Annotated in this window: 16 protein-coding genes and 1 pseudogene; 12 read left to right on the top strand and 5 right to left on the bottom strand. The window is 61.3% G+C overall.

The window, feature by feature from the left end:
* The first annotated feature begins 86 nt into the window (after positions 1-86).
* The 10 genes and pseudogenes from V476_RS15860 (at position 87) to V476_RS15815 (ending at position 14,711) form a co-directional block, all read left to right on the top strand.
* Positions 87-263 carry a hypothetical protein gene (locus tag V476_RS15860; protein WP_002552060.1) on the top strand — a complete coding sequence of 59 codons (177 nt, stop codon included), beginning with the start codon at positions 87-89 and terminating at the stop codon, positions 261-263.
* On the top strand, positions 247-3,201 hold the full coding sequence (locus V476_RS15855; protein WP_024961449.1) for a sensor histidine kinase: 2,955 nt from the start codon (positions 247-249) through the stop codon (positions 3,199-3,201). Before V476_RS15860 ends, V476_RS15855 begins: the two co-directional genes overlap by 17 nt.
* A gap of 22 nt (positions 3,202-3,223) precedes the next feature.
* On the top strand, positions 3,224-4,657 hold the full coding sequence (locus V476_RS15850) for a sigma-54-dependent transcriptional regulator (protein ID WP_024961450.1): 1,434 nt from the start codon (positions 3,224-3,226) through the stop codon (positions 4,655-4,657).
* 698 nt (positions 4,658-5,355) lie between these two features.
* A complete protein-coding gene (locus tag V476_RS15845) occupies positions 5,356-6,759 on the top strand; it encodes a polynucleotide adenylyltransferase PcnB (RefSeq protein WP_003345072.1) in 1,404 nt (467 codons plus the stop codon).
* Positions 6,752-7,258, top strand: coding sequence for a 2-amino-4-hydroxy-6-hydroxymethyldihydropteridine diphosphokinase (gene folK / locus V476_RS15840; protein ID WP_024961451.1), 507 nt, complete (start codon positions 6,752-6,754; stop codon positions 7,256-7,258). Before V476_RS15845 ends, folK begins: the two co-directional genes overlap by 8 nt.
* A gap of 228 nt (positions 7,259-7,486) precedes the next feature.
* Positions 7,487-8,287, top strand: a complete 801-nt coding sequence (gene panB / locus V476_RS15835; protein WP_003423024.1) for a 3-methyl-2-oxobutanoate hydroxymethyltransferase — start codon at positions 7,487-7,489, stop codon at positions 8,285-8,287.
* Positions 8,284-9,135, top strand: a complete 852-nt coding sequence (panC, locus tag V476_RS15830; RefSeq protein WP_024961452.1) for a pantoate--beta-alanine ligase — start codon at positions 8,284-8,286, stop codon at positions 9,133-9,135. The genes panB and panC overlap by 4 nt, the downstream gene beginning before the upstream one ends.
* A gap of 253 nt (positions 9,136-9,388) precedes the next feature.
* Positions 9,389-11,053 (top strand): glucose-6-phosphate isomerase, encoded by a 1,665-nt coding sequence (pgi, locus tag V476_RS15825; protein ID WP_024961453.1) that lies wholly within the window; start codon positions 9,389-9,391, stop codon positions 11,051-11,053.
* Between the two features lie 1,505 nt (positions 11,054-12,558).
* A pseudogene (locus V476_RS15820) lies at positions 12,559-13,425 on the top strand (oxygenase MpaB family protein).
* Positions 13,426-13,532: 107 nt separating this feature from the next.
* On the top strand, positions 13,533-14,711 hold the full coding sequence (locus V476_RS15815) for an acetyl-CoA C-acetyltransferase (RefSeq protein ID WP_024960634.1): 1,179 nt from the start codon (positions 13,533-13,535) through the stop codon (positions 14,709-14,711).
* A gap of 39 nt (positions 14,712-14,750) precedes the next feature.
* Here the strand turns inward: V476_RS15815 and V476_RS15810 are convergent, their stop codons facing one another.
* From V476_RS15810 to ptsP, 3 genes are read right to left on the bottom strand one after another with little or no spacing between them, the layout of a single operon-like run.
* Positions 14,751-16,493, bottom strand: coding sequence for a PTS fructose-like transporter subunit IIB (locus V476_RS15810; protein ID WP_024960633.1), 1,743 nt, complete (start codon positions 16,491-16,493; stop codon positions 14,751-14,753).
* Between the two features lie 12 nt (positions 16,494-16,505).
* Positions 16,506-17,447 carry a 1-phosphofructokinase gene (gene pfkB, locus V476_RS15805; protein WP_003392655.1) on the bottom strand — a complete coding sequence of 314 codons (942 nt, stop codon included), beginning with the start codon at positions 17,445-17,447 and terminating at the stop codon, positions 16,506-16,508.
* The gene (gene ptsP / locus V476_RS15800) at positions 17,447-20,317 is read right to left on the bottom strand and encodes a phosphoenolpyruvate--protein phosphotransferase (protein WP_024960632.1); all 2,871 of its coding nucleotides are present in this window, start codon (positions 20,315-20,317) and stop codon (positions 17,447-17,449) included. The genes pfkB and ptsP overlap by 1 nt, the downstream gene beginning before the upstream one ends.
* A gap of 354 nt (positions 20,318-20,671) precedes the next feature.
* On the opposite strand from ptsP, the gene cra reads away from it, so the two are divergent.
* Both cra and V476_RS15790 read left to right on the top strand, forming a co-directional pair.
* Positions 20,672-21,667: a catabolite repressor/activator gene (cra, locus tag V476_RS15795; RefSeq protein ID WP_004415136.1), complete on the top strand. Its 996-nt coding sequence runs from the start codon at positions 20,672-20,674 to the stop codon at positions 21,665-21,667.
* Positions 21,664-22,464, top strand: coding sequence for a TatD family hydrolase (locus V476_RS15790; RefSeq protein WP_024960631.1), 801 nt, complete (start codon positions 21,664-21,666; stop codon positions 22,462-22,464). Before cra ends, V476_RS15790 begins: the two co-directional genes overlap by 4 nt.
* 35 nt (positions 22,465-22,499) lie before the next feature.
* Here the strand turns inward: V476_RS15790 and ampE are convergent, their stop codons facing one another.
* Both ampE and ampD read right to left on the bottom strand, forming a co-directional pair.
* Positions 22,500-23,336 carry a regulatory signaling modulator protein AmpE gene (gene ampE, locus V476_RS15785; protein WP_003345100.1) on the bottom strand — a complete coding sequence of 279 codons (837 nt, stop codon included), beginning with the start codon at positions 23,334-23,336 and terminating at the stop codon, positions 22,500-22,502.
* A gap of 15 nt (positions 23,337-23,351) precedes the next feature.
* Entirely contained in the window at positions 23,352-23,900 is a 549-nt protein-coding gene (ampD, locus tag V476_RS15780; RefSeq protein WP_003317752.1) for a 1,6-anhydro-N-acetylmuramyl-L-alanine amidase AmpD, read from the bottom strand.
* Positions 23,901-23,970: the final 70 nt, after the last annotated feature.

Below are 23,970 nucleotides of genomic sequence, written 5' to 3'. Positions count from 1 at the left end.
GCCGCAAACTGCGACGCAAGGATACTTGCAGGTTATCCGGCATCCGTTAACATGCCGCTCCTCATCTACCAGCGCAGGGAGACCAGATGTACATATACCGGTTGGTTTTGCTTCTGGTGGTCGGCATTTATCTGTTCTCTCCAGCCATCATGGACTGGTGGATCGATGCCACCGGTGCCTGGTATCGGCCCTACATGTTGTGGCTGATCCTGATTGTGGTGACGTTCATTCTGCAGAGCCAGCGAGATGCCGATGAGCTTTAGTCTGACGCAGATGCTGCTGGTCAGCGCCGCCTACCTGTTGGTGCTGTTCGGCGTAGCCTGGGTCAGCGAACATGGCCTGATTCCGCGCTGGATCATTCGTCATCCGCTGACCTACACCCTGTCACTGGGCGTCTACGCCAGCGCCTGGGCGATTTATGGCACGGTTGGTCTGGCCTATCAGTATGGCTACGGCTTTCTGTCCAGTTATCTGGGGGTGTCCGGGGCCTTCCTCCTCGCGCCGGTGCTGCTCTACCCCATCCTCAGAATTACCCGCACCTACCAGCTGTCATCACTGGCCGATCTGTTTGCCTTCCGTTTTCGCAGTACTTGGGCCGGTGCACTGACCACCGTATTCATGCTGATCGGTGTGCTGCCACTGCTGGCCTTGCAGATTCAGGCGGTCGCCGACTCCATTGGCATTCTGACCCGCGAGCCGGTGCAGGATCGGGTCGCGGTGGCGTTCTGCGCACTGATCACCCTGTTCACGATTTTTTTCGGCTCACGGCACATCGCGACCCGTGAGAAACACGAGGGCCTGGTGTTCGCCATCGCCTTTGAATCGCTGATCAAGCTGATCGCCCTGGGCGGCGTCGGGCTGTACGCCTTGTATGGCGTGTTCGACGGCCCGCAACAACTGGAACTGTGGCTGCTGCAGAACCAGACCGCCCTCGCCTCGCTGCATACGCCTTTGCAGGAAGGCCCGTGGCGCACGTTGCTGCTGGTGTTCTTCGCCTCGGCCATCGTCATGCCGCACATGTATCACATGACCTTCACGGAAAACCTCAACCCGCGCTCGCTGGTCAGCGCCAGCTGGGGTCTGCCGCTGTTTCTGCTGTTGATCAGCCTGGCAGTACCTTTGATCCTCTGGGCCGGGCTCAAGCTCGGCGCCACCACCAGCCCGGAATATTTCACGCTCGGCATCGGCATCGCCGCCAACAGCAAGTCTCTGGCCCTGCTCGCCTATATCGGCGGGCTGTCGGCGGCCAGCGGGCTGATCATCGTCACCACACTGGCGTTGTCCGGCATGGCACTCAATCACCTGGTGCTGCCGCTGTATCAGCCACCCGCCGAGGGCAATATCTATCGCTGGCTGAAGTGGACACGACGCGGACTGATCGTGGCGATCATCGCGCTGGGTTACGGCTTCTACCTGATGCTCGGCGCTCAGCAGGACCTGGCCAATCTGGGCATCGTCGCCTTCGTTGCGACCCTGCAATTCCTGCCGGGCGTGCTGTCGGTACTGTACTGGCCGACCGCGAACCGACGCGGCTTCATCGCCGGGCTGCTGGCCGGCATTTCGGTCTGGGCAGTCAGCATGCTGTTGCCGCTGATCGGCAACCTGCAGGGCTTCTATATTCCCTGGCTGAACATGATTTATGTGCTGGACGACACCAGTTGGCACATGGCAGCCATCGCCTCGCTGGCCGCAAACGTCTTGCTGTTCACCCTGATCTCGCTGTTCACCAATGCCAGCCCTGAAGAAGCCGGGGCCGCCGAGGCCTGCGCAGTCGACAACGTGCGCCGCCCGCAACGCCGGGAACTGCACGCGGTGTCGCCGCAGGAGTTCGCCACCCAACTGGCCAAGCCGCTGGGCGCGAAAGCCGCGCAGAAGGAGGTCGAGCAAGCGCTGCGCGATCTTTATCTGCCGTTCGACGAGCGCCGCCCTTATGCCCTGCGCCGCCTGCGCGACCGCATCGAGGCCAACCTGTCCGGGCTGATGGGGCCGAGCGTTGCGCAGGACATGGTGGAAACCTTTCTGCCGTACAAATCAGGCAGCGAAAAATACGTCACCGAAGACATACATTTTATTGAAAGCCGGCTTGAGGACTACCACTCGCGCCTTACCGGCCTTGCCGCCGAACTCGATGCCTTGCGCCGCTACCACCGCCAGACCCTTCAGGAACTGCCGATGGGCGTCTGCTCGCTGGCCGAAGATCAGGAGATCCTGATGTGGAACAGGGCCATGGAAGAATTGACCGGAATCGTCGCCCAGCGCGTAGTGGGTTCACGACTGGAAACCATTGCCGAGCCGTGGAAGGGCCTGCTGACCGGTTTTACCAGCCTGCCCGATGAGCGTTTACATAAGCAGAAGCTCGGTCTGGACGGCCAGACACGCTGGCTCAATCTGCACAAGGCGGCCATCAACGAGCCTCTGGCGCCGGGCAACAGCGGCCTGGTGGTGCTGGTCGAAGACCTGACCGACACGCAGATGCTCGAAGACAAACTGGTGCATTCAGAACGTCTGGCAAGTATCGGCCGACTGGCCGCCGGCGTGGCGCACGAGATCGGCAATCCGATTACCGGTATTGCCTGTCTCGCCCAGAACCTGCGCGAGGAACGCGAAGAAGACGGCGAACTCAAGGAAATCAGCAGCCAGATCCTCGAACAGACCAAACGCGTCTCGCGCATCGTCCAGTCATTGATGAGTTTTGCCCACGCGGGCGCTCATCAGCATAGCGACGAAGCCGTTTGTCTGGCCGTGGTGGCCCAGGATGCTATTGGTCTGCTGGCGCTGAACCGGCGCAATTTCGAAGTACACTTCTACAACCTGTGCAACCCCGAGCATTGGGCTGTCGGCGACTCGCAGCGGCTGGCGCAGGTGTTGATCAATCTGCTCTCCAACGCCCGTGATGCCTCCCCGGCAGGCAGCGCAGTCAGGGTCAGAAGCGAAGTATCCGAGCACACTGTGAACTTGATCGTCGAAGACGAAGGCAGTGGGATTTCAAAGGCAATCATGGACCGATTGTTCGAGCCGTTCTTCACCACCAAGGATCCTGGCGAGGGAACCGGACTTGGCCTGGCGCTGGTCTATTCCATCGTTGAAGAGCATTATGGACAGATCACCATCGACAGCCCGGCCGATCCCGAGCAGCAGCGTGGAACCCGTATTCGGGTGACCTTGCCACGCCATGTCGACGCGACGTCCACCGCGAACTGAGACCGTCGAGAGAACTGAATCAATGCCGCATATTTTGATCGTCGAAGACGAAACGATTATCCGCTCAGCCCTGCGTCGCCTGCTTGAACGCAACCAGTATGAAGTCAGTGAAGCCGGCTCCGTTCAAGAGGCTCAGGAACGCTTCAGCATCCCGTCGTTCGATCTGATCGTCAGCGACCTGCGCCTGCCCGGCGCGCCCGGCACCGAACTGATCAAGCTCGGCGAAGGCAAACCGGTGCTGATCATGACCAGCTACGCGAGCCTGCGCTCGGCAGTCGATTCGATGAAGTTGGGCGCGGTGGACTACATCGCCAAACCCTTCGATCACGATGAAATGCTGCAGGCGGTCTCGCGGATCCTGCGTGATCGGCAGACGGTCAAGCACCTTCAGGACGAACGCAGCGCCACCGCCCGGACCAGCAGTGCTGAAAAAGGCCCGGCTCAGAACCATAACGGCGAGATCGGCATCATCGGCTCATGCCCGCCCATGCTGGATCTCTACAGCAAGATCCGCAAAGTCGCCCCGACTGATTCCAACGTACTGATTCAAGGAGAGTCAGGCACCGGTAAAGAACTGGTCGCCCGCGCCCTGCACAACCTCTCACGCCGCGCCAAGGCACCGATGATTTCCGTCAACTGTGCGGCCATTCCCGAATCGCTGATCGAGTCCGAACTGTTCGGTCACGAGAAAGGCGCGTTTACCGGGGCCAGCGCAGGCCGCGCGGGTCTGGTCGAGGCCGCTGACGGTGGCACGCTGTTTCTCGATGAAATCGGCGAACTGCCCCTGGAAGCCCAGGCTCGCCTGCTGCGCGTATTGCAGGAAGGCGAGATTCGTCGCGTCGGTTCGGTGCAATCACAAAAGGTCGACGTACGCCTGATTGCCGCGACCCACCGGGACCTGAAAACACTGGCCAAAAATGGCGAGTTTCGTGAAGACCTGTTCTATCGCCTGCACGTTATCGCCCTGAAACTGCCGGCGCTGCGCGAACGTGGCAACGACATCCTGGAAATCGCTCGTGCGTTCCTGGTCCGCCAGAGCAGCAAGGTCGGACGCGACGACCTCAAATTTGCACACGACGCCGAACAGGCGATCCGCCATTACAGCTGGCCGGGTAACGTGCGCGAGCTGGAAAACGCGGTGGAGCGCGCGGTGATTCTCTGCGAGAACCCGGAAATCACCGCTGACCTGCTGGGCATCGACATTGAGCTCGACGGGCTGGATGACGACGAGTACATGGGCATGGCACCGTTACCGGGCTCTTCCGGTTCGTCGGGCAACGAGCCCGCCGAAGACCTGTCGCTCGAAGACTATTTTCAGCACTTCGTTCTGGAGCATCAGGACCACATGACTGAAACCGAGCTGGCACGCAAACTGGGCGTCAGTCGCAAATGTCTGTGGGAACGCCGTCAACGTCTGGGTATCCCACGGCGCAAGGGCGTGGCCAGCGAGACATAAAACCAGCCCAAGGCTCTGGCACGCGGTGCGCAGGGCGGGTACAAACTGTTACCTCAAGCGTTTCACGTAACAAAAGCCGGGTCTTACGGTAACGCAGGCCCGGCTTTTTTGTGTGCGCAAAACCGGCCTGTTGCCCGAAAAGCCCCGGTTTACGGGGCTTGGCAAAAGTTGGCACAGCTTCTGCTATATGCTTAGTACAAGAAGAACAACAAGCAGTACGACACCCACAATAAAAACAATACGAATCGACTCACGCATAACAAGAACAACACGGCGGAGGCGCAGCTAACTGATTCTTTTGGAGAGGAGTTGTATTTGGGGCTTGCCCCGCAACCAGGCCGAGAACAACAAAAACTACCCTTAGGTAGCGCCTGAACTGGTTGGATCGAATGATCATTGCAACGCAGCGACCAAAACAATCCGTTTGCTCTTGACTCCCGACTGGGAGGTTTCACAGACGAAAGTCTCGTGAATGGGCACTCAACAAAAACAAGAAGCCCAGGCAGAAAACAATAATAAAGAGCACACACTTTGGGGGAGCTTCGGCTCCCCCAGTAGCTTCCCCGCCTTGATCCGCGCCATCGTTTACCCTTGCGCGACAGCTTCCTACACCATCACTCGACTAAATGCTAGAATCCCCGCCCATCATGCGGTCATTCCACGTTTTTGGCCGAATATTCCTTCAAACAGTGCATCCCATGCTGAAGAAGTTGTTCCAGTCATTTCGTTCCCCACTGCGCAAACCGCAGCAACATACGCGCACCACGCCTGAAGTGCTCAACAGCAGCCAACATTCGCTGCAACGCAGTCAGTTCAGCCGCTATGCCGTGAATATCGTCGAGCGCCTGCAGAATGCCGGCTACCAGGCCTATCTGGTCGGTGGTTGCGTACGCGACATGATGCTCAACATAACGCCCAAGGATTTCGACGTCGCCACCAGTGCCACGCCCGAACAGGTGCGTGCCGAATTCCGCAACGCGCGGATCATCGGCCGCCGGTTCAAGCTGGTGCACATCCATTTCGGTCGCGAAATCATCGAAGTGGCGACGTTCCGCGCCAATCATCCTCAGGATGACGAAGAAGAGGACAGCAACCAGTCCTCGCGCAATGAAAGCGGACGCATCCTGCGTGACAACGTATACGGCACGCTTGAAGAAGACGCCCAGCGTCGTGACTTCACGATCAACGCGCTTTACTACGACCCGGTCAGCGAGCGCGTTCTGGATTACGCCAACGGCGTCCATGACATCCGTAACCGCCTGATCCGCCTGATCGGCGATCCGGAACAGCGTTATAAAGAAGACCCGGTGCGCATGCTGCGTGCCGTGCGTTTCGCGGCCAAGCTGGACTTCGGCATCGAGAAGCACAGCGCTCAACCGATCCGCGCACTGGCGCCGATGCTGCGTGACATTCCATCGGCACGCTTGTTCGAGGAAGTGCTCAAACTGTTCCTCTCCGGGCACGCCGCCCCCACCTTTGAAATGCTGGTGGACCTGGAACTGTTCGAACCGTTGTTCCCAGCCAGCTCCAAGGCCCTGGAATACAACCCGACCTACACCCATACGCTGATCAGCAATGCGTTGATCAATACCGACCTGCGCATCAAGCAGAACAAACCGGTCACACCGGCGTTCCTATTCGCTGCCCTGCTCTGGCCTGCGCTGCCGGCCAAGGTGCTGCGTGCTCAGGAACGCGGCATGCCGCCGATCGCAGCCATGCAGGAAGCCGCTCACGAACTGATCATCGAGCAGTGCCAGCGCATCGCCATTCCCAAGCGCTTCACGCTGCCGATCCGCGAGATCTGGGACATGCAGGAGCGCCTGCCGCGCCGTTCGGGCAAGCGCGCCGACCTGCTGCTCGACAACTCGCGGTTCCGCGCCGGCTACGACTTCCTGCTGTTGCGTGAAACTGCGGGCGAGCAGACCGATGGTCTGGGCCAGTGGTGGACCGATTATCAGGACTGCAACGACAGCGAACGCCGCGACATGATTCGCGACCTGAGCAACAAGCCTGAAGCGGCGGGCACAGCCCCGCGCAAGCGTCGTCGTAACAGCGGTGCCAAACGCAAGCGCACCACGGGCGAGGCGCAAAGCGGTGAATGAACCGCTGTTGGCCACTGAACGCGTGTACATCGGTCTGGGCAGCAACCTGGCTGACCCGGCCGAGCAATTGCGCAGCGCCCTCAAGGCCATTGCGCAATTGCCCGATTGTCAGTTGAGCGGCGTATCGTCGTTCTATATCAGCGACTCGCTACTGCCCGGTCAACCGCGCTTCACCAATGCCGTCGCGGCAGTCGACACCTGCATGGCGCCGCTGACACTGCTTGATGCGCTACAGGTCATCGAGCTGGATCAAGGCCGCGAACGGCACGAACGCTGGGGGCCGCGCACGCTGGACCTCGATATCCTGCTGTTCGGCGACCGCCTGATCGACGAGCCACGCCTCAAAGTGCCGCATTACCACATGCAGGCCAGGGCCTTCGTGCTGTACCCGCTGGCAGAGCTGGCTCCAGGGCTGACACTGGCCGACGGCCGCCTACTGAATCGTCTGCTCGATGATTGCCCGTTCACAGGCCTTGAACGTCTGCCCGCCGAGGCATGAAGCCTGTCTGTTACCGCGCCGTTGTAACCGGTCGGACGCACAGGTAACACCTTCAATTGACTTCACGCCCCCTCCTCACGAAGATAGGCCTCCCGCCGCCACACCACAGGCGAACGGGTGCGAAACAGGCCTTTGCAAAACACCGCGACACGACGGTGTGCCTGCTTTTCCAGGATGACTCTCACGCGCTGAGCACCCGTCTTCACAGCGCCTGATGGAGGACTTTACATGCCGAACATAACCGTTACGTCGCTGCTGGCCATGAAGCAGAAAGGTGAAAAAATCACCATGCTGACCTGCTACGACGCAACCTTCGCCCACACGGCCTCTCAAGCGGGTGTCGAAGTGCTGCTGATAGGCGACTCGCTGGGCATGGTCCTGCAGGGGCACGACAGCACCCTGCCTGTTACCACGGCTGAAACGGCGTACCACGTTGCGTGTGTGAAACGCGGCAACCAGGGCGCGATGATTCTCGCCGACCTGCCGTTCATGGCCAACGCGACGCTGGAGCAGACCCTGATCAACAGCGCGACGCTGATGCAGGCAGGCGCACACATGATCAAGGTCGAAGGCGCTGCCTGGCTGGCCGAGTCGATCCGTTTGCTTGCCGAGCGCGGCATTCCGGTGTGCGCGCACATGGGTCTGACCCCACAGGCAGTCAACGTGTTGGGTGGCTACAAGGTGCAGGGCCGGCTGGAGGCGCAGGCGCGGCAGATGCGCGCCGATGCAATCGCACTGGAACAGGCGGGCGCAGCGATGATTCTGCTGGAGTGCGTGCCCAGCGAACTGGCCGAGGAAATCACCCAGGCGGTGAAGGTCCCGGTCATCGGTATTGGCGCGGGCAGCGCCACCGACGGGCAGGTCCTGGTGCTGCACGACATGCTCGGCCTGTCCATCACCGGACGCGTGCCCAAGTTCGTGAAAAATTTCATGACCGGTCAGCCCGATATCCAGTCGGCTATACGGGCCTACGTAGCCGCAGTCAAAGACGTCAGCTTTCCGGCCACTGAACACGGATTCTCGGCATGAACACAGTAAAAACCGTACAGGACCTGCGCGCCGCTGTTGCGCGGGCACGCAGCGAAGGCAAGCGGATCGCGCTGACCCCGACGATGGGCAACCTGCACAGCGGCCACGCCGCGCTGGTCACCAAGGCGGCGCAGCGTGCCGATTTCGTGGTCGCCACTATTTTCGTCAATCCGCTGCAGTTCGGCCCCAACGAAGACCTGGCCACCTACCCTCGCACGCTGGCTGCCGATCAGGAAAAACTCCTGCAGGCCGGTTGCAACCTGCTGTTCACCCCAAGCGTCGAAGAAATCTACCCGCACGGCATGGCCGACCAGACACTGGTCAGCGTGCCGCACCTGTCGCAAGGCCTGTGTGGCGCCAGCCGTCCCGGCCATTTCGAAGGTGTCGCGACCGTGGTCAGCAAGCTGTTCAACATGGTGCAGCCTGACCTGGCGATCTTTGGTGAAAAAGACTTCCAGCAACTGGCCGTGATTCGGGCCATGGTCCGTGATCTGAACATGCCGATCCAGATTATCGGCGAACCGACGGTGCGCGCCGACGACGGCCTGGCGCTGTCCTCGCGCAACGGTTATCTGAGCGACGATCAGCGCGCCGCTGCACCCGCGCTGTATCAGGCGATCCGCCAGATCGCCGACGCGATCAAGGTCGGCGAGCAGGATTTCGACGCGCTGCTGGCGAGCAAGAAACAGCAACTGGAGGCTGCCGGTTTTCGCATCGACTACCTGGAGATACGCGATGCCACCAACCTGCGGGCGACGACTGCCGACAATCGCGACCTGGTCATCCTCGCAGCGGCGTTCATGGGCAAAACCCGCTTGATCGACAACCTGCACCTGACCAGAAGCTGACAGGATGTGCGCTGGCAATGAACTAAGACACACCGGTAATGCCATACCGGTACAGGTTGCCTGAACCACAACCGACAGTATTCGAGACCAAACCCCGGTTGCCTGTGTGCGAAAAAGTACCGGGGTCATGTAAGGCGAGGCGCAGACAAACAGGTACGCGAAGGGTAGTCTGCGATGTGTAGCCCGTGAGAAAGCTTGCGACCTCGCTCCAAGAATATCCAAAGACAGAACCAGTTAAAGGAAACCCGCAGCGATGGCGTACTACCGCACTCCTTCCGATGTGACCGCTCTGCCCGCCTGGCAAGCGTTGAACAAACACCGCCAGGCCATGCAGAACTTCAGCATGCGCGAAGCGTTCAACACCGACCCGCAGCGCTTCAGCCAATTCACTCTCAGCAGCGCTGGCCTGTTTCTCGATTACTCCAAAAACCTGATCACCACCGAGACCCGCGACCTGTTGGTCAGCCTGGCGGGCGAAGTGGGCCTCAAGGATGCGATCAATGCTCAGTATGATGGCGAGCTGGTCAACTCATCCGAAGGCCGCCCTGCCCTGCATACCGCTCTGCGCCGCCCGGTCGGCGACAAGTTGAAAGTCAACGGCGTCGATGTGATGCCGGACGTACACCGCGTACTCAATCAGATGACCGAACTGGTCGGCCGCATCCATGACGGCCTGTGGCGCGGTTACACCGAAAAACCGATCACCGACGTGGTGAACATCGGCATCGGCGGCTCGTTCCTCGGCCCGGAGCTGGTCTCCGAAGCGCTGGTGGCCTACGCGCACAAAGGTGTCCGCTGCCATTACCTGGCAAACATCGACGGCAGCGAATTCCATGAGCTGTCGATGAAGATTCGTGCCGAGACCACGCTGTTCATCGTCTCGTCGAAATCCTTCAACACGCTGGAAACCCTGAAAAACGCACAGGCGGCACGTGCCTGGTACTTGGCGCAAGGCGGCTCGGAAGTCGAACTGCATCGCCACTTCATCGCGGTGTCCAGCAACAACGCTGCGGCCGTGGCCTTCGGCATCCGTGAAGAAAACATCTTCCCGATGTGGGACTGGGTCGGCGGGCGCTATTCGCTGTGGTCGGCCATCGGTCTGCCTATCGCGCTGGCCATCGGCATGTCCAACTTCAAGGAACTGCTGTCCGGTGCCTACACCATGGACCAGCATTTCCAGAGCGCGCCGTTCGAGCAGAACATGCCGGTATTGCTGGGCTTGCTGGGCGTCTGGTACGGCAATTTCTGGGGCGCACAAAGCCACGCGATCCTGCCGTACGATCACTACCTGCGTAACATCACCAAGCACCTGCAACAACTGGACATGGAATCCAACGGCAAGAGCGTCCGTCAGGACGGTACGCCGACGTCGACCGACACCGGACCGGTGATCTGGGGCGGCGTGGGTGCCAACGGTCAGCACGCTTACCACCAGTTGCTGCACCAGGGCACGCAAATGATTCCGGCCGATTTCATTGTGCCGATCGTCAGCTTCAACCCGGTTGCCGACCACCACCAGTGGCTGTACGCCAACTGTCTGTCGCAGAGCCAGGCACTGATGATGGGCAAGACCCACGCAGAAGCCGAAGCAGAACTGCGCGAGAAGGGTATGGACGAACAAGAGGTGCAGAAGCTGGCACCGCACAAGGTCATCCCTGGCAACCGTCCGAGCAACACGCTGGTGGTCGAGCGCATCAGCCCGCGTCGTCTTGGCGCGCTGGTGGCCATGTATGAACACAAGGTGTTCGTGCAGAGCGTGATCTGGGGCACCAACGCCTTCGACCAATGGGGTGTGGAGCTGGGCAAGGAAATGGGCAAAGCGGTGTACCAGCGCCTGACCGGCGGCACCGAAGAGCCGGCTGACGATGCATCGACCCAAGGCCTGATCAACTACTTCCGCGGCCGTCACCGCGGCTGATTTGTCCCTCTCGTTCCCACGCTCTGCGCTCAGCGTTACGCAGAAGTCTTGATGAGTAGGGGAAACGGGGCTTTTGTAGGAGCGACCGGGGCGGCGATCCGCCTTGTTCGCGAAGGCGTTATGTCAGACGCAGAAACTTCTGCGGCTGCACAGGGCCCTTTCGCGAACAAGTTCGCTCCCACGCCCTGCGGGCAGAAGCCCTGTACATCTTCAGCGGATGTACACTCTCCTTGTGGGAGTCTAGATGAGTAGAGGAAACCGGGCTTTTGTAGGAGCGACCGGGGCGGCGATCCGCCTTGTTCGCGAAGGCGTTATGTCATACGCAGAAACTTCTGCGGCTGCACAGGGCCCTTTCGCGAACAAGTTCGCTCCCACGCCCTGCGGGCAGAAGCCCTGTACATCATCAGCGGATGTACGCTCTCCTTGTAGGAGTCTTGATGAGTAGAGGAAACCGGGCTTTTGTAGGAGCGAACCTGTTCGCGAAGGCGTTATGTCAGACGCAGAAACTTCTGCGACTGCACAGGCACTTTCGCGAACAAGTTCGCTCCCACGCCCTGCGGGCAGAAGCCCTGTACATCTTCAGCGGATGTACGCTCTCCTTGTGGGAGTCTTGATGAGTAGGGGAAACGGGGCTTTTGTAGGAGCGACCGGGGCGGCGATCCGCCTTGTTCGCGAAGGCGTTATGTCAGACGCAGAAACTTCTGCGGCTGCACAGGGCCCTTTCGCGAACAAGTTCGCTCCCACGCCCTGCGGGCAGAAGCCCTGTACATCTTCAGCGGATGTACACTCTCCTTGTGGGAGTCTAGATGAGTAGAGGAAACCGGGCTTTTGTAGGAGCGACCGGGGCGGCGATCCGCCTTGTTCGCGAAGGCGTTATGTCATACGCAGAAACTTCTGCGGCTGCACAGGGCCCTTTCGCGAACAAGTTCGCTCCCACGCCCTGCGGGCAGAAGCCCTGTACATCATCAGCGGATGTACGCTCTCCTTGTAGGAGTCTTGATGAGTAGAGGAAACCGGGCTTTTGTAGGAGCGAACCTGTTCGCGAAGGCGTTATGTCAGACGCAGAAACTTCTGCGACTGCACAGGCACTTTCGCGAACAAGTTCGCTCCCACGCCCTGCGGGCAGAAGCCCTGTACATCTTCAGCGGATGTACGCTCTCCTTGTGGGAGTCTTGATGAGTAGGGGAAACGGGGCTTTTGTAGGAGCGACCGGGGCGGCGATCCGCCTTGTTCGCGAAGGCGTTATGTCAGACGCAGAAACTTCTGCGGCTGCACAGGGCCCTTTCGCGAACAAGTTCGCTCCCACGCCCTGCGGGCAGAAGCCCTGTACATCTTCAGCGGATGTACGCTCTCCTTGTAGGAGCGAACTTGTTCGCGAAAGCTTTATTTCGAGTGATACATCTTTAGCGGATGTACCGGCCCTTTCGCAAGCAAGCGAAGGGTCGCACGGTCCGTTACCACAAAGTCTCTTTGCCGTACTTCCCTCCCCGATGCCCGAGCACGACATGGAATTCATCCGCACCCGCATCGAAAACCAGGTCATCAGCCTTACCGGCCTGGCGCTGGGTCAACTGGATCTGGAAAACCCCAAGGGCGACCCGGGTCTGTTTGGCCCTCAGGCGGTGTGCTGGGAAGTGCATGGCGATTTCACCAGCATGCTGGTCGGCGGCATCAGCGCATTGATGCTGCAGACTCTGCACCCGCTGGCACTGGCGGGCATCTGGGACCACTCCAACTTTCGTCAGGACATGCTTGGCCGCCTGCGGCGTACCGGGCAGTTTCTGTCCGGCACCACCTAAGGCTCCACGCGAGATGCCAACTGGCTGATCGACAAGGTCCGCAACATTCACCTGAACATCGTCGGCACCGCGCCCGATGGCCGGCCATATGCCGCCAGCGATCCGGATTTGCTGACCTGGGTGCATGTGGCCGAAGTCAGCAGCTTTCTCGCAGCGCATGTGCGCTATCTGAACCCGGACATGTCGCTCGCCGAACAGGACGCTTACTGCGCTGAAACGGCGCTGGTTGCCGAGCGACTCGGCGCACGCAATGTTCCGCGCTCGCGTCAGGCCATTGCTGACTATCTGGCAGACATTCGTGGCCAACTGGTCTGTGACCAGCGCAGCCGCGAAGTAATGCGCCTGCTGCTCGATGCGCCTGCACCCAACTGGCTGGCCAAGCCGTTTGGCGTATTGATGATGCGCGCCGGTATCGATCTGCTGCCGGACTGGGCCAGCGACATGCTCGACGTCACGCAAAGCCCCTGCAAACGCCGAATGATCCGCCTGGGCGTCAACAGTACTGCGCCCATTCTGCGCTGGGCTGTGCGCGACGGATCGGCGCAACGTGCCAGACGCCGCATGGACATTTGAACGAGGCATGACGGTTTTCGGCAAACCGTGACCGGGCGGTTCACGGTTGGAACCTGCCTGCCTATCTGTGCCACCATGAGCGCTCAATAACAATGAGGATCAGCACCATGCACGACGTCGTTATCGTCGCCGCCACCCGTACCGCCGTGGGCAGTTTTCAGGGCTCACTGGCCTCTGTCGCCGCAGTCGATCTCGGCGCAGCGGTCATTCGTCAACTGCTTGCCCGCACCGGCGTGGACGGCGCGCAGGTCGATGAAGTCATCATGGGTCAGGTGCTGACCGCGGGCGCTGGTCAGAACCCCGCGCGGCAGGCAGCCATCAAGGCCGGCCTGCCCTTCTCGGTACCAGCCATGACCCTGAACAAGGTCTGCGGCTCTGGCCTCAAGGCCCTGCACCTGGCGACCCAGGCGATTCGTTGCGGCGACGCCGAGATCATCATCGCCGGCGGTCAGGAAAACATGAGCCTGTCCAACTACGTGCTGCCGGGCGCACGCACCGGATTGCGCATGGGCCACGCCAGCGTGGTCGATACGATGATCACTGACGGCCTGTGGGATGCATTCAATGATTACCACATGGGCATCACTGCCGAGAACCTCGCGCAGCAGTACGACATCAGCCGTGAAGCCCAGGATGAGTTCGCCGCCTTGTCTCAGCAGAAGGCGCTGGCTGCGATTGAAGCCGGACGCTTCGTCGATGAGATCACCCCGATCCTGATCCCGCAGCGCAAGGGTGATCCGCTGTCCTTTGCAACAGACGAGCAGCCCCGCGCCGGCACCACCGCCGAGACCCTGGCCAAGCTCAAGCCTGCCTTCAAAAAGGACGGCACGGTCACTGCCGGCAATGCTTCATCGCTGAACGATGGAGCTGCCGCCGTGATGCTGATGAGTGCTGCCAGGGCCGAGCAACTGGGCCTGCCGGTGCTGGCGCGCATCGCCGCCTATGCCAACGCCGGTGTCGACCCGGCCATCATGGGCATCGGACCGGTCAGTGCCACGCGTCGCTGCCTGGACAAGGCTGGCTGGTCGCTGGCCGAACTGGACCTGATCGAAGCCAACGAAGCCTTCGCCGCACAGTCCCTGTCGGTGGGCAAGGAGTTGGGGCTGGATCCGCAAAAGCTCAACGTGAATGGTGGCGCTATCGCCCTTGGTCACCCGATTGGCGCGTCGGGCTGCCGCGTGCTGGTGACACTGCTGCACGAAATGATCAGGCGCGATGTGAAGAAGGGTCTGGCCACGCTGTGCATCGGTGGTGGTCAGGGGGTTGCTCTGGCGCTCGAACGCTAGAGCAGGAAGAAGGCGCGGGACAGCCCGCGCCTTGCGTCATCAGGCGGCTGCGGGCGCCACTTCCATGTCAGCGGGCTCCGGACGCTTGATCAGCGCGTAGATCACACCGGTCAGCACGCTGCCGGCGATGATCGCCAGCAGATAAAGCAGCGCATGGTTGATGGCGTTGGGGATGAGCATCACGAACAGGCCGCCATGCGGTGCCATCAGCTTGCAGCCGAAGTACATCGACAACGCACCGGTCAGCGCGCCACCCACAACACTGGCCGGAATCACCCGCAACGGGTCCTTGGCAGCGAAGGGAATGGCACCTTCCGAGATGAAGCACAGCCCCAGCACGAACGCCGCCTTGCCTGCCTCACGCTCGCTCTGGGCGAACTTGCGGCGAGCCAGGATCGTGGCGATGCCCATACCGATGGGCGGCACCATACCGGCAGCCATGGCAGTGGCCATCGGCGCGTAGCTCTGGGATGCTAGCAAACCGACCGAGAACGCATAGGACGCCTTGTTGATCGGCCCACCGAGGTCGACGCACATCATTGCGCCCAGCACCACGCCCAACAGGATCGCGTTGGTGGTGCCCATGCTGTCGAGGAAGTGCGTCAACGCTTCGAGCATCCCGGCAACCGGCTTGCCGACCACGTAGATCATCACCAGACCGGTGAACAGGCTCGACAGCAACGGGATGATCAGAATCGGCTTGAGCGCTTCGACGCTGGCCGGCAGACGTGCGTAGCGGTTAATCGCGGCAGCACTGTAACCGGCCAGGAAGCCTGCAACGATACCGCCAATGAACCCGGCACCCAGCGTACTCGCCAACAGGCCACCGATCATGCCGGGTGCCAGCCCCGGACGGTCAGCAATCGAATAGGCGATGTAACCGGCCAGCAACGGCACCATCAGTTTGAACGCCGCTTCCCCACCGATCTGCATCAGTGCCGCAGCCAGCGTGCCCGGCTCTTTGAACGCAGTGATACCGAACACGAAGGAAAGAGCGATCAACAGCCCGCCCGCCACGACCATCGGCAGCATGAACGACACGCCGGTCAGCAGGTGCTTGTAGACGCCCGCCTTCTCTTGTCTGGCCGGCGACTTGGCGGCGGCCTCATCGGACTCCACCTGCCCTTCCGCCAGGGCTTTTTTCAGGGTCGCTTCGGACTGCTTGAGCGCGATCCCGGTGCCGCAACGGTAGATCTTCTTGCCGGCAAAGCGGTCGGTGTTGACCTCGATATCCGCCGCCAGCAGCACCACGTCGGCATCGGCGATGGCCTTGGCGCTGAGCGGGTTGCGCGCGCCTACCGAGCCCTGGGTTTCGACTTGCAGGTCGTAATTCAGACGCTTGGCAGCCTGCTGGATCGCTTCGGCCGCCATGAACGTGTGCGCTACGCCGGTCGGACAGGCCGTGATCGCAACGATGCGCGGTTGCGCGCCGGTGCCGCCGCTTGCCTGGGGCGCCGCTGCTTCGGACGCCACATGCACCTGGGCTTCTCGCTCGGCGCGCTGCAGAAAGCTGTCCACATCCTGCAAGGCATGCGCAGGCGAATCCTGAAACAGGCGCTTGCCGACAAAGCGGCTCAAGTCCACAGGACCGGTATTGACCACCAGAACGAGATCGGCGGCTTCGATGTCCTGGGCGGACAACTGTTGATCGGCCTTGTTGTGATCGATGATTTCGACGCTGGTTTCCCAGCCTTGGCGCAGGGCCGCCGCTTCGAGCAATCGTGCGCTGAGTACGCTGCTGACCTTACCGCTCGGGCAGGCCGTAACTATGGCTAACTTCATGACGATCCTCTCTTATTGTTCTGAAAGGCTGCGTACAGTGACGCCGCCTTCAAGCCGTTTGAGTTGCGCGGCATCGGTGATGCCGAAACCGATCTGGGTCACCGCCATGGCGGCAATCGCTGTGGCAGTGCGCAGGGTCTTGTGCGGCTCTTGACCGGTGATCAAGCCGTGCACCATGCCTGCCAGCAGCGAGTCACCCGCACCGACCGTACTGGCCACGGTCACCTTGGGCGGCAGCGAATGCAGCGCCACGCTCGGGCTGAACCAGTGCACGCCTTCGGAGCCTTGAGAGATCACCACATGCTCGATGCCCTGCGCCTGCAAACGCGCAGCCGCCTCGGCTTGCGCAGCGATGGAGATGATCGGTGCGTCGAGCGCATCAGCCAGCTCTTCGGTGTTGGGTTTGATCAGCCAGGGCCCGGCCTTAAGACCGGCGCGCAAGGCCAGACCACTGCTGTCCAGCGCCACTTTCAGACCGAGGTCCTTGAGCATCACCAGCAGTTTTTGCAGCCACTCCGGGGTGACACCGCGCGGCAGGCTGCCCGCCACGACCACCACGTCGAAACCCTGTGCGATCTGTTCGACGCGGGTGAACAGCGCGTGCTGCGCCTCTTCACTGACCTGCGGCCCGGGGCCGTTCAGGTCGGTGATACGGCCACTGCCTTCGGCCAGCTTGATATTGCTGCGCGTTTCGCCCGGCACCCGGACAAATTCGTCGACGAACTGACGACGCTCGAACAACGCTTCGAACGCTTGCTGATTGTCGACGCCGAGAAAGCCGGCAACGGTCAGGTCATGGCCCAGATCAGCCAGCACCTGCGCCACATTCAGGCCTTTGCCGGCAGCGTGAGTGAGCATCGCCGTGCTGCGGTTGACCTGGCCCAGCTCCAACTGCCCCAACTGCACAGTCAGATCCAGCGCCGGGTTCATAGTCAGGGTAAGAATCTTCGCCATTACACAGCCTCCACAAGCGCGCGGACTTCGGCGGCGCTGCCCGCCGTCAGCGCATTTTGCGCCAGTTGCTGAGCGCTGCTCAGGGTCAGTTCACGTACGCAGGCCTTGACCTCGCCAATGCTGCGCGCCGAGACACTCAATTCATCCACGCCCAGGCCGACCAAGATCGGCACGGCCAGCGGGTCTGCAGCCAGTTCGCCGCACACGCCCACCCATTTGCCGTTGGCATGCGCAGCACGCACGGTCATGTCGATCAGTTGCAGCACCGACGGGTGCAGGCCGTCAGCCTGGGCCGACAGCGTCGGGTGGCCGCGGTCGATGGCCATGGTGTATTGCGTCAGGTCATTGGTGCCGATGCTGAAGAAGTCCACTTCCTTCGCCAGCACCGGAGCGATCAGCGCCGCCGATGGCACTTCGATCATGATCCCCAGTTGCAGGTCGCTGACCGGAATTTCCTCGCGCAGACGCTGGGTCATGTCCCGCGCCTGACGCCACTCTTCAAGCGTGCCGATCATCGGGAACATGATGCGCAGCGGGCCGCTGTCTGCCGAACGCAACAGGGCGCGAAGCTGGCTTTCCATGACATCCGGGCGCTGCAGGGTAAGACGGATACCGCGGACACCGAGGAACGGGTTTTCCTCTTTGGCGATCGGCCAGTAAGGCAGCGGCTTGTCGCCACCGACGTCCAGTGTACGTACCACCAGCGGACGCCCGCCCAGATCGGTCAGCACGCGGCGGTATTCCGCTTCCTGCGTGGCCTCATCCGGCGCCTGGGAATGCGCCATGAACAGCAATTCGGTGCGCAGCAGGCCGACGCCTTCCGCGCCCTGCTCCACGGCAGCCGGTGTGCCCGTACTGTCACCGATATTGGCGAAGACTTCGACGGCATGACCGTCACGCGTCACAGCAGGCTCCATGCGCGCTTCGGCGGCTGCCTTGAGACGCTGCTCACGCGCGTCACGGTCCTGAACTGCGCGCTGCAGGGTTGCCTCGTCAGGTGCGACGGTCAGCCGTCCGCGCTGGCTGTCGATCAACAGTACGGTGCCCGGCTTGAGCAGCAGCACTTCATCTCCGGCCCCCACCAGTGCGGGAATGCCCAGCGCACGCGCCACGATGGCACTGTGCGCGGTGGCACCGCCGCGTGCGGTAAGAATACCAGCGACCTGCGCCGGGTCGAGGCGGGCAACGTCGGATGGGCCGACTTCATCCATCACCAGAATGTAGGGTTCGTCCGGGGCCGCAACGGTTTCGACGCCACAGATCTGCGCCAGCACGCGGCGACCGACGTCACGCAGGTCTGCGGCGCGCTCGGCCAGCAGTGCGTCCTGCAGTTGTTCCTGTTGAACGGCAGCGGTCTCGATAACCGTGGCCCAGGCAGCAGCCGCGCTTTCATCGTTGTTGAGGCGCGCTTCGACTTCGCTGGTCAGTTCCGGGTCTTCGAGCATCTCCTGGTGAGTGATGAAGATTTCCCGGATGGCCTTGGACTTGCTGCGCTGAATGAGGTTTTCGATATCGCTGCGCACTTCGCCAATCGCCTTGTGCAAGCGCTCGCGCTCGGCAGCCACCGACTCGCCCCGCTGGGGATAATCGAAGCTTTGCAGCACTTGAATATGCGCCGGCCCCATGGCAATGCCCGGTGAAGCAGACACAGCCTGCAACACGCTACCGGCTGGCGGAGCACTGAGCGGTTTAGCAGCAGCCGGGGTCGGCGCTGGCGCAGCCTCGGCCTGCGAGACGGCGGGCAAGGGTTCGACCTCCTCGCCCAGACCTTGCTCCACGGCTGCGATCAGGGCGGGTAGCGCGTCGTTGGCGATGGTCGGTTCGGCAATGAATTCCAGCGTCTGACCACGACGGGCACCCAGGCTGAGCAGCTTGCTCAGGCTCTTGGCCGACACGGCGGCTTCGCCGGTTTCCAGCACGCGCATGCGGATCTCGCCGTCAAACTCCTTGGCCAACTGCGCCAGTATCTTCGCCGGGCGGGCATGCAAGCCATGGGCATTGGCCAGCTGAATCTGCCGGGTCGGCCACTCGGCTGGCAGTTCGCCGCCCAGCGCTTCGAGCACGGCGCGACTATTGGTGGCGTGCCCCAACTCGTGGCCACGGCCTTCGATCAGTAACAGGCACAGACGCTCGAGCAGCGCCTGATGCGCCTCACCGAGGCTGGCCAGGCAGAACAGACCGGTCAGCGGCTGGCCCAGATAGCGCATGGGTTTGTCGGGGGTGACGAACGCCAAGCCAGGACGATTGACGGTTTGCTCGCTGTGCAGCCACCAGAGGCCATCACCCAGCGACAACGCTTCCACTTGCTGGAGCACGGCGGCAAAGCCGTTACTCACGCAGTCGGCCTTGCGCAACAGGCGTGCGCCGCGCCAGACCAGTTCTTCGAAATCGTCGGCCGACACGCCGAGGCTGATCATCTGTGCGTCGAGCGCCAGTTCCTGCGGAGCGCCCTGCAATAGCTTGAGCAGGTCTTCCGGGGTCTTCGCTTCGCGCAGCGCCTGACCAAGATCCTCTTCACCCAATGCGCGAGTCAGCAGTTGCAGCAGGCGCAAGTGCTCGTCGGATTTGGCAGCGATACCAATCGCCAGGTAAACCATTTGTCCGTCGCCCCAGTCCACCCCTTCGGGGAACTGCATCAGACGCACACCGGTGGTAAACACCAGGTCGCGGGTTTCGGGTGTACCGTGTGGGATGGCGATGCCCTGACCGAGGAAGGTCGAGCCTTGCTGCTCACGGTTCATCAGCCCGGTGAGGTAGCCCTCGGCAACCAGACCATCAGCGACCAGGTGGTCGGCAATCAGCTTAAGTGCGGCAGTTTTATCCACAGCCGACTGGGCCATGGATATTTGCTCCAGAGTGAGTTCGAGCATTGCCTTGACTCCTGTGCAGCGCCGAGGCGCCACCTGATTCTTGTTTTAATGGCGATCGTGTGATCGACAGCTTGGGGGGATGAAGGTGATATTCGTCCGAGTATCGTATCGGACATCACTTTCATCTCGATTGCAGCAGACAACAGGCGTGCTGAATCGTTTAATCTAGAATTGTCCGGCACGTTACTCGATTCTGGGGATTCATTGAAGCCCGGACGGTGCGATCACTGTGGGACAATTCCCAAAATACGTGAAGTACTTGGGAGTTTCCTACGGTCTGGTGTAAAGATCAGCGCCATGAAAAAAATAATTCGATTGTCCTGAGCCGCGTACCTAATAAAAGGAAACTCCGGGGTGAAACTGAGCGATATCGCACGTCTGGCAGGTGTTTCTGTCACTACAGCCAGTTACGTCATCAATGGCAAGGCCGAAAAACAGCGTATCAGCCCGGCAACGGTCGAGCGTGTCAAAGCCGTGGTCGAGCAGCACGACTTCCGACCCAACCCGCAAGCGGCGGGCCTGCGCAGCCGCCATAGCAAGACACTGGGCTTCATCCTGCCCGACCTGGAAAACCCCAGCTATGCGCGCATCGCCAAATTGCTCGAGCAAGGCGCGCGCAGCCTCGGCTATCAACTGCTGATTGCCAGCTCCGACGACGACCCCGCCAGCGAGCTGCAGCTTTTGCAGCTGTTCCGCGCACGCCGTTGCGATGCATTGCTGGTCGCCAGCTGCCTGCCACCCGGTGACGACAGCTACCGCGAATTGCAGCTCAAGGGCATGCCGATCATCGCCATCGACCGGGAAATGAATCCCGAGTTTTTCTGCTCAGTGGTCAGCGACGACCATGACGCCTGCCTGCAACTGACCCACAGCCTCCTGCAAACCCGACCGCGCCACATCGCCCTGATCGGTGCACGCCCTGAACTGAGCATCAGTCGCGCGCGTGCCGCCGGCTTCGAACACGCACTCGACGGATTTACCGGAGCCACCATCGTCGAGCACGGCGAAGCGTTCAGTCGCCAGTGTGGTCAGCGTTTGATGACCGAGATGCTACAGCGCCAGGGACATTTTCCGGACGCGTTGATCACCACGTCCTACGTACTGCTGCAAGGCGTGTTCGATGTGCTGCAAAGTCAGGCACTGCAATCGACCCCACTGCATCTGGGTACCTTCGGCGATACGCAATTGCTGGATTTCCTGCCGCTGCCTGTCAACGCCATGGCCCAGCAACACCAGCTGATCGCCGACAAGGCCCTGCAACTGGCGCTGGCCGCTATCGAGAAGGATGATTACCAGCCGGGCGTGCACGCTATTGCCAGGGCCTTCAAGCAACGTATTCACGAGGCGTGAAGGTGACGCTGATCGATACCCATACCCACCTGGACTTTGCGGACTTCGATGCCGACCGCGCTCAAGTGCTGGACAACTGTCTGGCGCTCGGCGTGCAGCGCATGGTGGTGCTCGGGGTGTATCAGCGTAACTGGCAGCGGCTATGGGAGCTGACCGAAGCCAACCCATCCCTGTACGCGGCGTTCGGCATGCATCCGGTGTACATCGATGAGCACCGCACTGCACACCTGAACGAGTTGGGCGACTGGCTGACTCGCCTGAAAGGCCATCCGCAGCTGTGTGCGGTGGGTGAGATCGGTCTGGATTATTACGTCGAGCAGCCGGACAGGGCGCGTCAGCAGGCGCTCTTTGACGCGCAATTGCAGTTGGCTAACGACTTCAACCTGCCCGCCTTGCTGCACGTGCGCCGCAGCCATGCCGATGTGATCGCTACGCTCAAGCGCCACAGGCCAAAGCGCAGCGGCATCATTCACGCCTTTGCCGGCAGCCGCGAAGAAGCGCGCGAGTACATCAGGCTGGGGTTCAAACTGGGTCTGGGCGGAGCCGCAACCTGGCCGCAGGCGCTGCGCATGCATCGGGTCATCGCCGAACTGCCGCTGGACAGTGTGGTGCTTGAAACCGACTCACCGGACATGGCGCCGGCCATGCATCCCTATCAGCGCAACAGCCCGCAGCACTTGCCCGACATTTGCGAGGCCCTTGCGGGGCTGATGAAGATCAGCCCCGAGCGCCTGGCCGAGGTGAGCACGGACAATGCCTGCGAACTGTTCGACTGGCCTCGCCTGTCACACAGCTGATGGCACATGCTTGAGCCTGCGCAGCCAGGATCGGATCAGAGCAGAAGGGTCCACAGGGCGAACCCTGCGTACCAGACTACCGCGGCACGTACCAGCAGCTCCCAGAGCATGTCGAGGCCGGTAACGCCTTGCGCCCCCATCATCGGAGGCGGAACCTCGCTGGCGGCGCAGCCAACGCGCGTAATCAGTTGTGCAGCACTGATGTTCCAGTTCAGCAGTTCATGCAGCATCACCCGGGTGACCGCCACAAAATTGCCGACCAATGCGAAGCTGGCGGCGAGCAACCTGACCGGTACCCAGTCGAAGGCATGGCGCAACTGCCCTGCGCGCTCCACCAGTGCGGGTGTCTTGCCGTGCTCGGCGGCAAGTGCCAATAGCCTGTAGGCCAGCGCAGCCACCGGGCCGAGTACGAAGTACCAGAAAATCACGGCGAAGAAACTCTGAAACGCCTGCCAGAGCAGGTAGCCCTGCACACCCTGCAGCAATTGCTCGCTGTTGTCCGCCTGCACGCCCATGTCGCGCTCGGCCACGTGCACCGCAGCCTGCGCATCGCCACGTCGGCAGGCATCGCGAAACGGCCCGAGCACCGCAATCAGGTCAACCCGGCCAAGGCTGTAGATCAACACCAGCAGGTGAATGGGCAGAACCAGCCAGCCATAGGCCACCGAGCCGATGATGGTCAGCGCCAGTTGCAGGATCAGCACGGGCACAAGCACCAGCAGCGCCAGCATTACCCAGGGACGTGTCGAGGTCCGCGGGCTGGCCTCGAGTTTTGCCAGTTCTTTCAGCCACGGCCCGTCACGCTGAACGCGCTGACGCAGGGCAGAAAACTTTTCGATAAGAACGGCCAGCAGTAACACCAGAAAACTCATTGTTCGTCCCTCACATCAATCCAGCAAAGCCGCTCGAAACCTGGCCCAGTCAAAACAGGGCCCAGGATCAGTCTTGCGTCCCGGCGCCACGTCACTGTGGCCACAGATACGCTCGGGGGTGATCGCCTCGAACGCCTGACGCAACTGTCGCGCCAGGTCGATCAGCGTGTCGTATTGCGCATCGGTGAAAGGCTGGTCATCCGTCCCCTCCAGTTCGATGCCGACGGAAAAGTCATTGCACCCTTCCCGGCCCTGAAAACTGGAAACACCGGCGTGCCACGCACGATCAAGACAAGAGACGAACTGAACGACCTCGCCATCACGTTCAATCAGAAAATGCGCTGAAACGCGCAGATCGGCAATCCCCACAAAGTAGGGATGCTCGTCGATGTCGAGCTGGTTCTGAAAGAAAGCCTGCACCTTGCCGGTCTTGAACTGTGCTGGGGGCAGGCTGATGTTGTGAATCACCAGCAGCGAGATTTCGCCTTCGGGTCGCGCATTGAAGTTGGGCGAGGGGCAATGCTGCACGCCGTCGCACCAGCCGCTTGCGGAGTCCAGTTGCATGAATGCTCCTTGAACGGGGGAAAATAAGTAGCGCTGATTATGCCCGTGACAGAAGCTAATGTGGGGGCTT

This window comes from Pseudomonas syringae KCTC 12500 (assembly GCF_000507185.2).
In the GTDB taxonomy this organism is placed as follows: domain Bacteria; phylum Pseudomonadota; class Gammaproteobacteria; order Pseudomonadales; family Pseudomonadaceae; genus Aquipseudomonas; species Aquipseudomonas syringae.
Note: the sequence above shows the minus strand (reverse complement) of the source record. Positions and strands in the feature narration are given on the sequence as shown.

Bases quoted from the DNA above. Each gene is read 5' to 3' on its own strand.
- V476_RS15860 (WP_002552060.1), top strand. From the start codon at position 87: ATGTACATATACCGGTTGGTTTTGCTTCTGGTGGTCGGCATTTATCTG.
- V476_RS15855 (WP_024961449.1), top strand. From the start codon at position 247: ATGCCGATGAGCTTTAGTCTGACGCAGATGCTGCTGGTCAGCGCCGCC.
- V476_RS15850 (WP_024961450.1), top strand. From the start codon at position 3,224: ATGCCGCATATTTTGATCGTCGAAGACGAAACGATTATCCGCTCAGCC.
- V476_RS15845 (WP_003345072.1), top strand. From the start codon at position 5,356: ATGCTGAAGAAGTTGTTCCAGTCATTTCGTTCCCCACTGCGCAAACCG.
- panB (WP_003423024.1), top strand. From the start codon at position 7,487: ATGCCGAACATAACCGTTACGTCGCTGCTGGCCATGAAGCAGAAAGGT.
- panC (WP_024961452.1), top strand. From the start codon at position 8,284: ATGAACACAGTAAAAACCGTACAGGACCTGCGCGCCGCTGTTGCGCGG.
- pgi (WP_024961453.1), top strand. From the start codon at position 9,389: ATGGCGTACTACCGCACTCCTTCCGATGTGACCGCTCTGCCCGCCTGG.
- V476_RS15815 (WP_024960634.1), top strand. From the start codon at position 13,533: ATGCACGACGTCGTTATCGTCGCCGCCACCCGTACCGCCGTGGGCAGT.
- V476_RS15810 (WP_024960633.1), bottom strand. From the start codon at position 16,493: ATGAAGTTAGCCATAGTTACGGCCTGCCCGAGCGGTAAGGTCAGCAGC.
- pfkB (WP_003392655.1), bottom strand. From the start codon at position 17,447: ATGGCGAAGATTCTTACCCTGACTATGAACCCGGCGCTGGATCTGACT.
- ptsP (WP_024960632.1), bottom strand. From the start codon at position 20,317: ATGCTCGAACTCACTCTGGAGCAAATATCCATGGCCCAGTCGGCTGTG.
- ampE (WP_003345100.1), bottom strand. From the start codon at position 23,336: ATGAGTTTTCTGGTGTTACTGCTGGCCGTTCTTATCGAAAAGTTTTCT.
- ampD (WP_003317752.1), bottom strand. From the start codon at position 23,900: ATGCAACTGGACTCCGCAAGCGGCTGGTGCGACGGCGTGCAGCATTGC.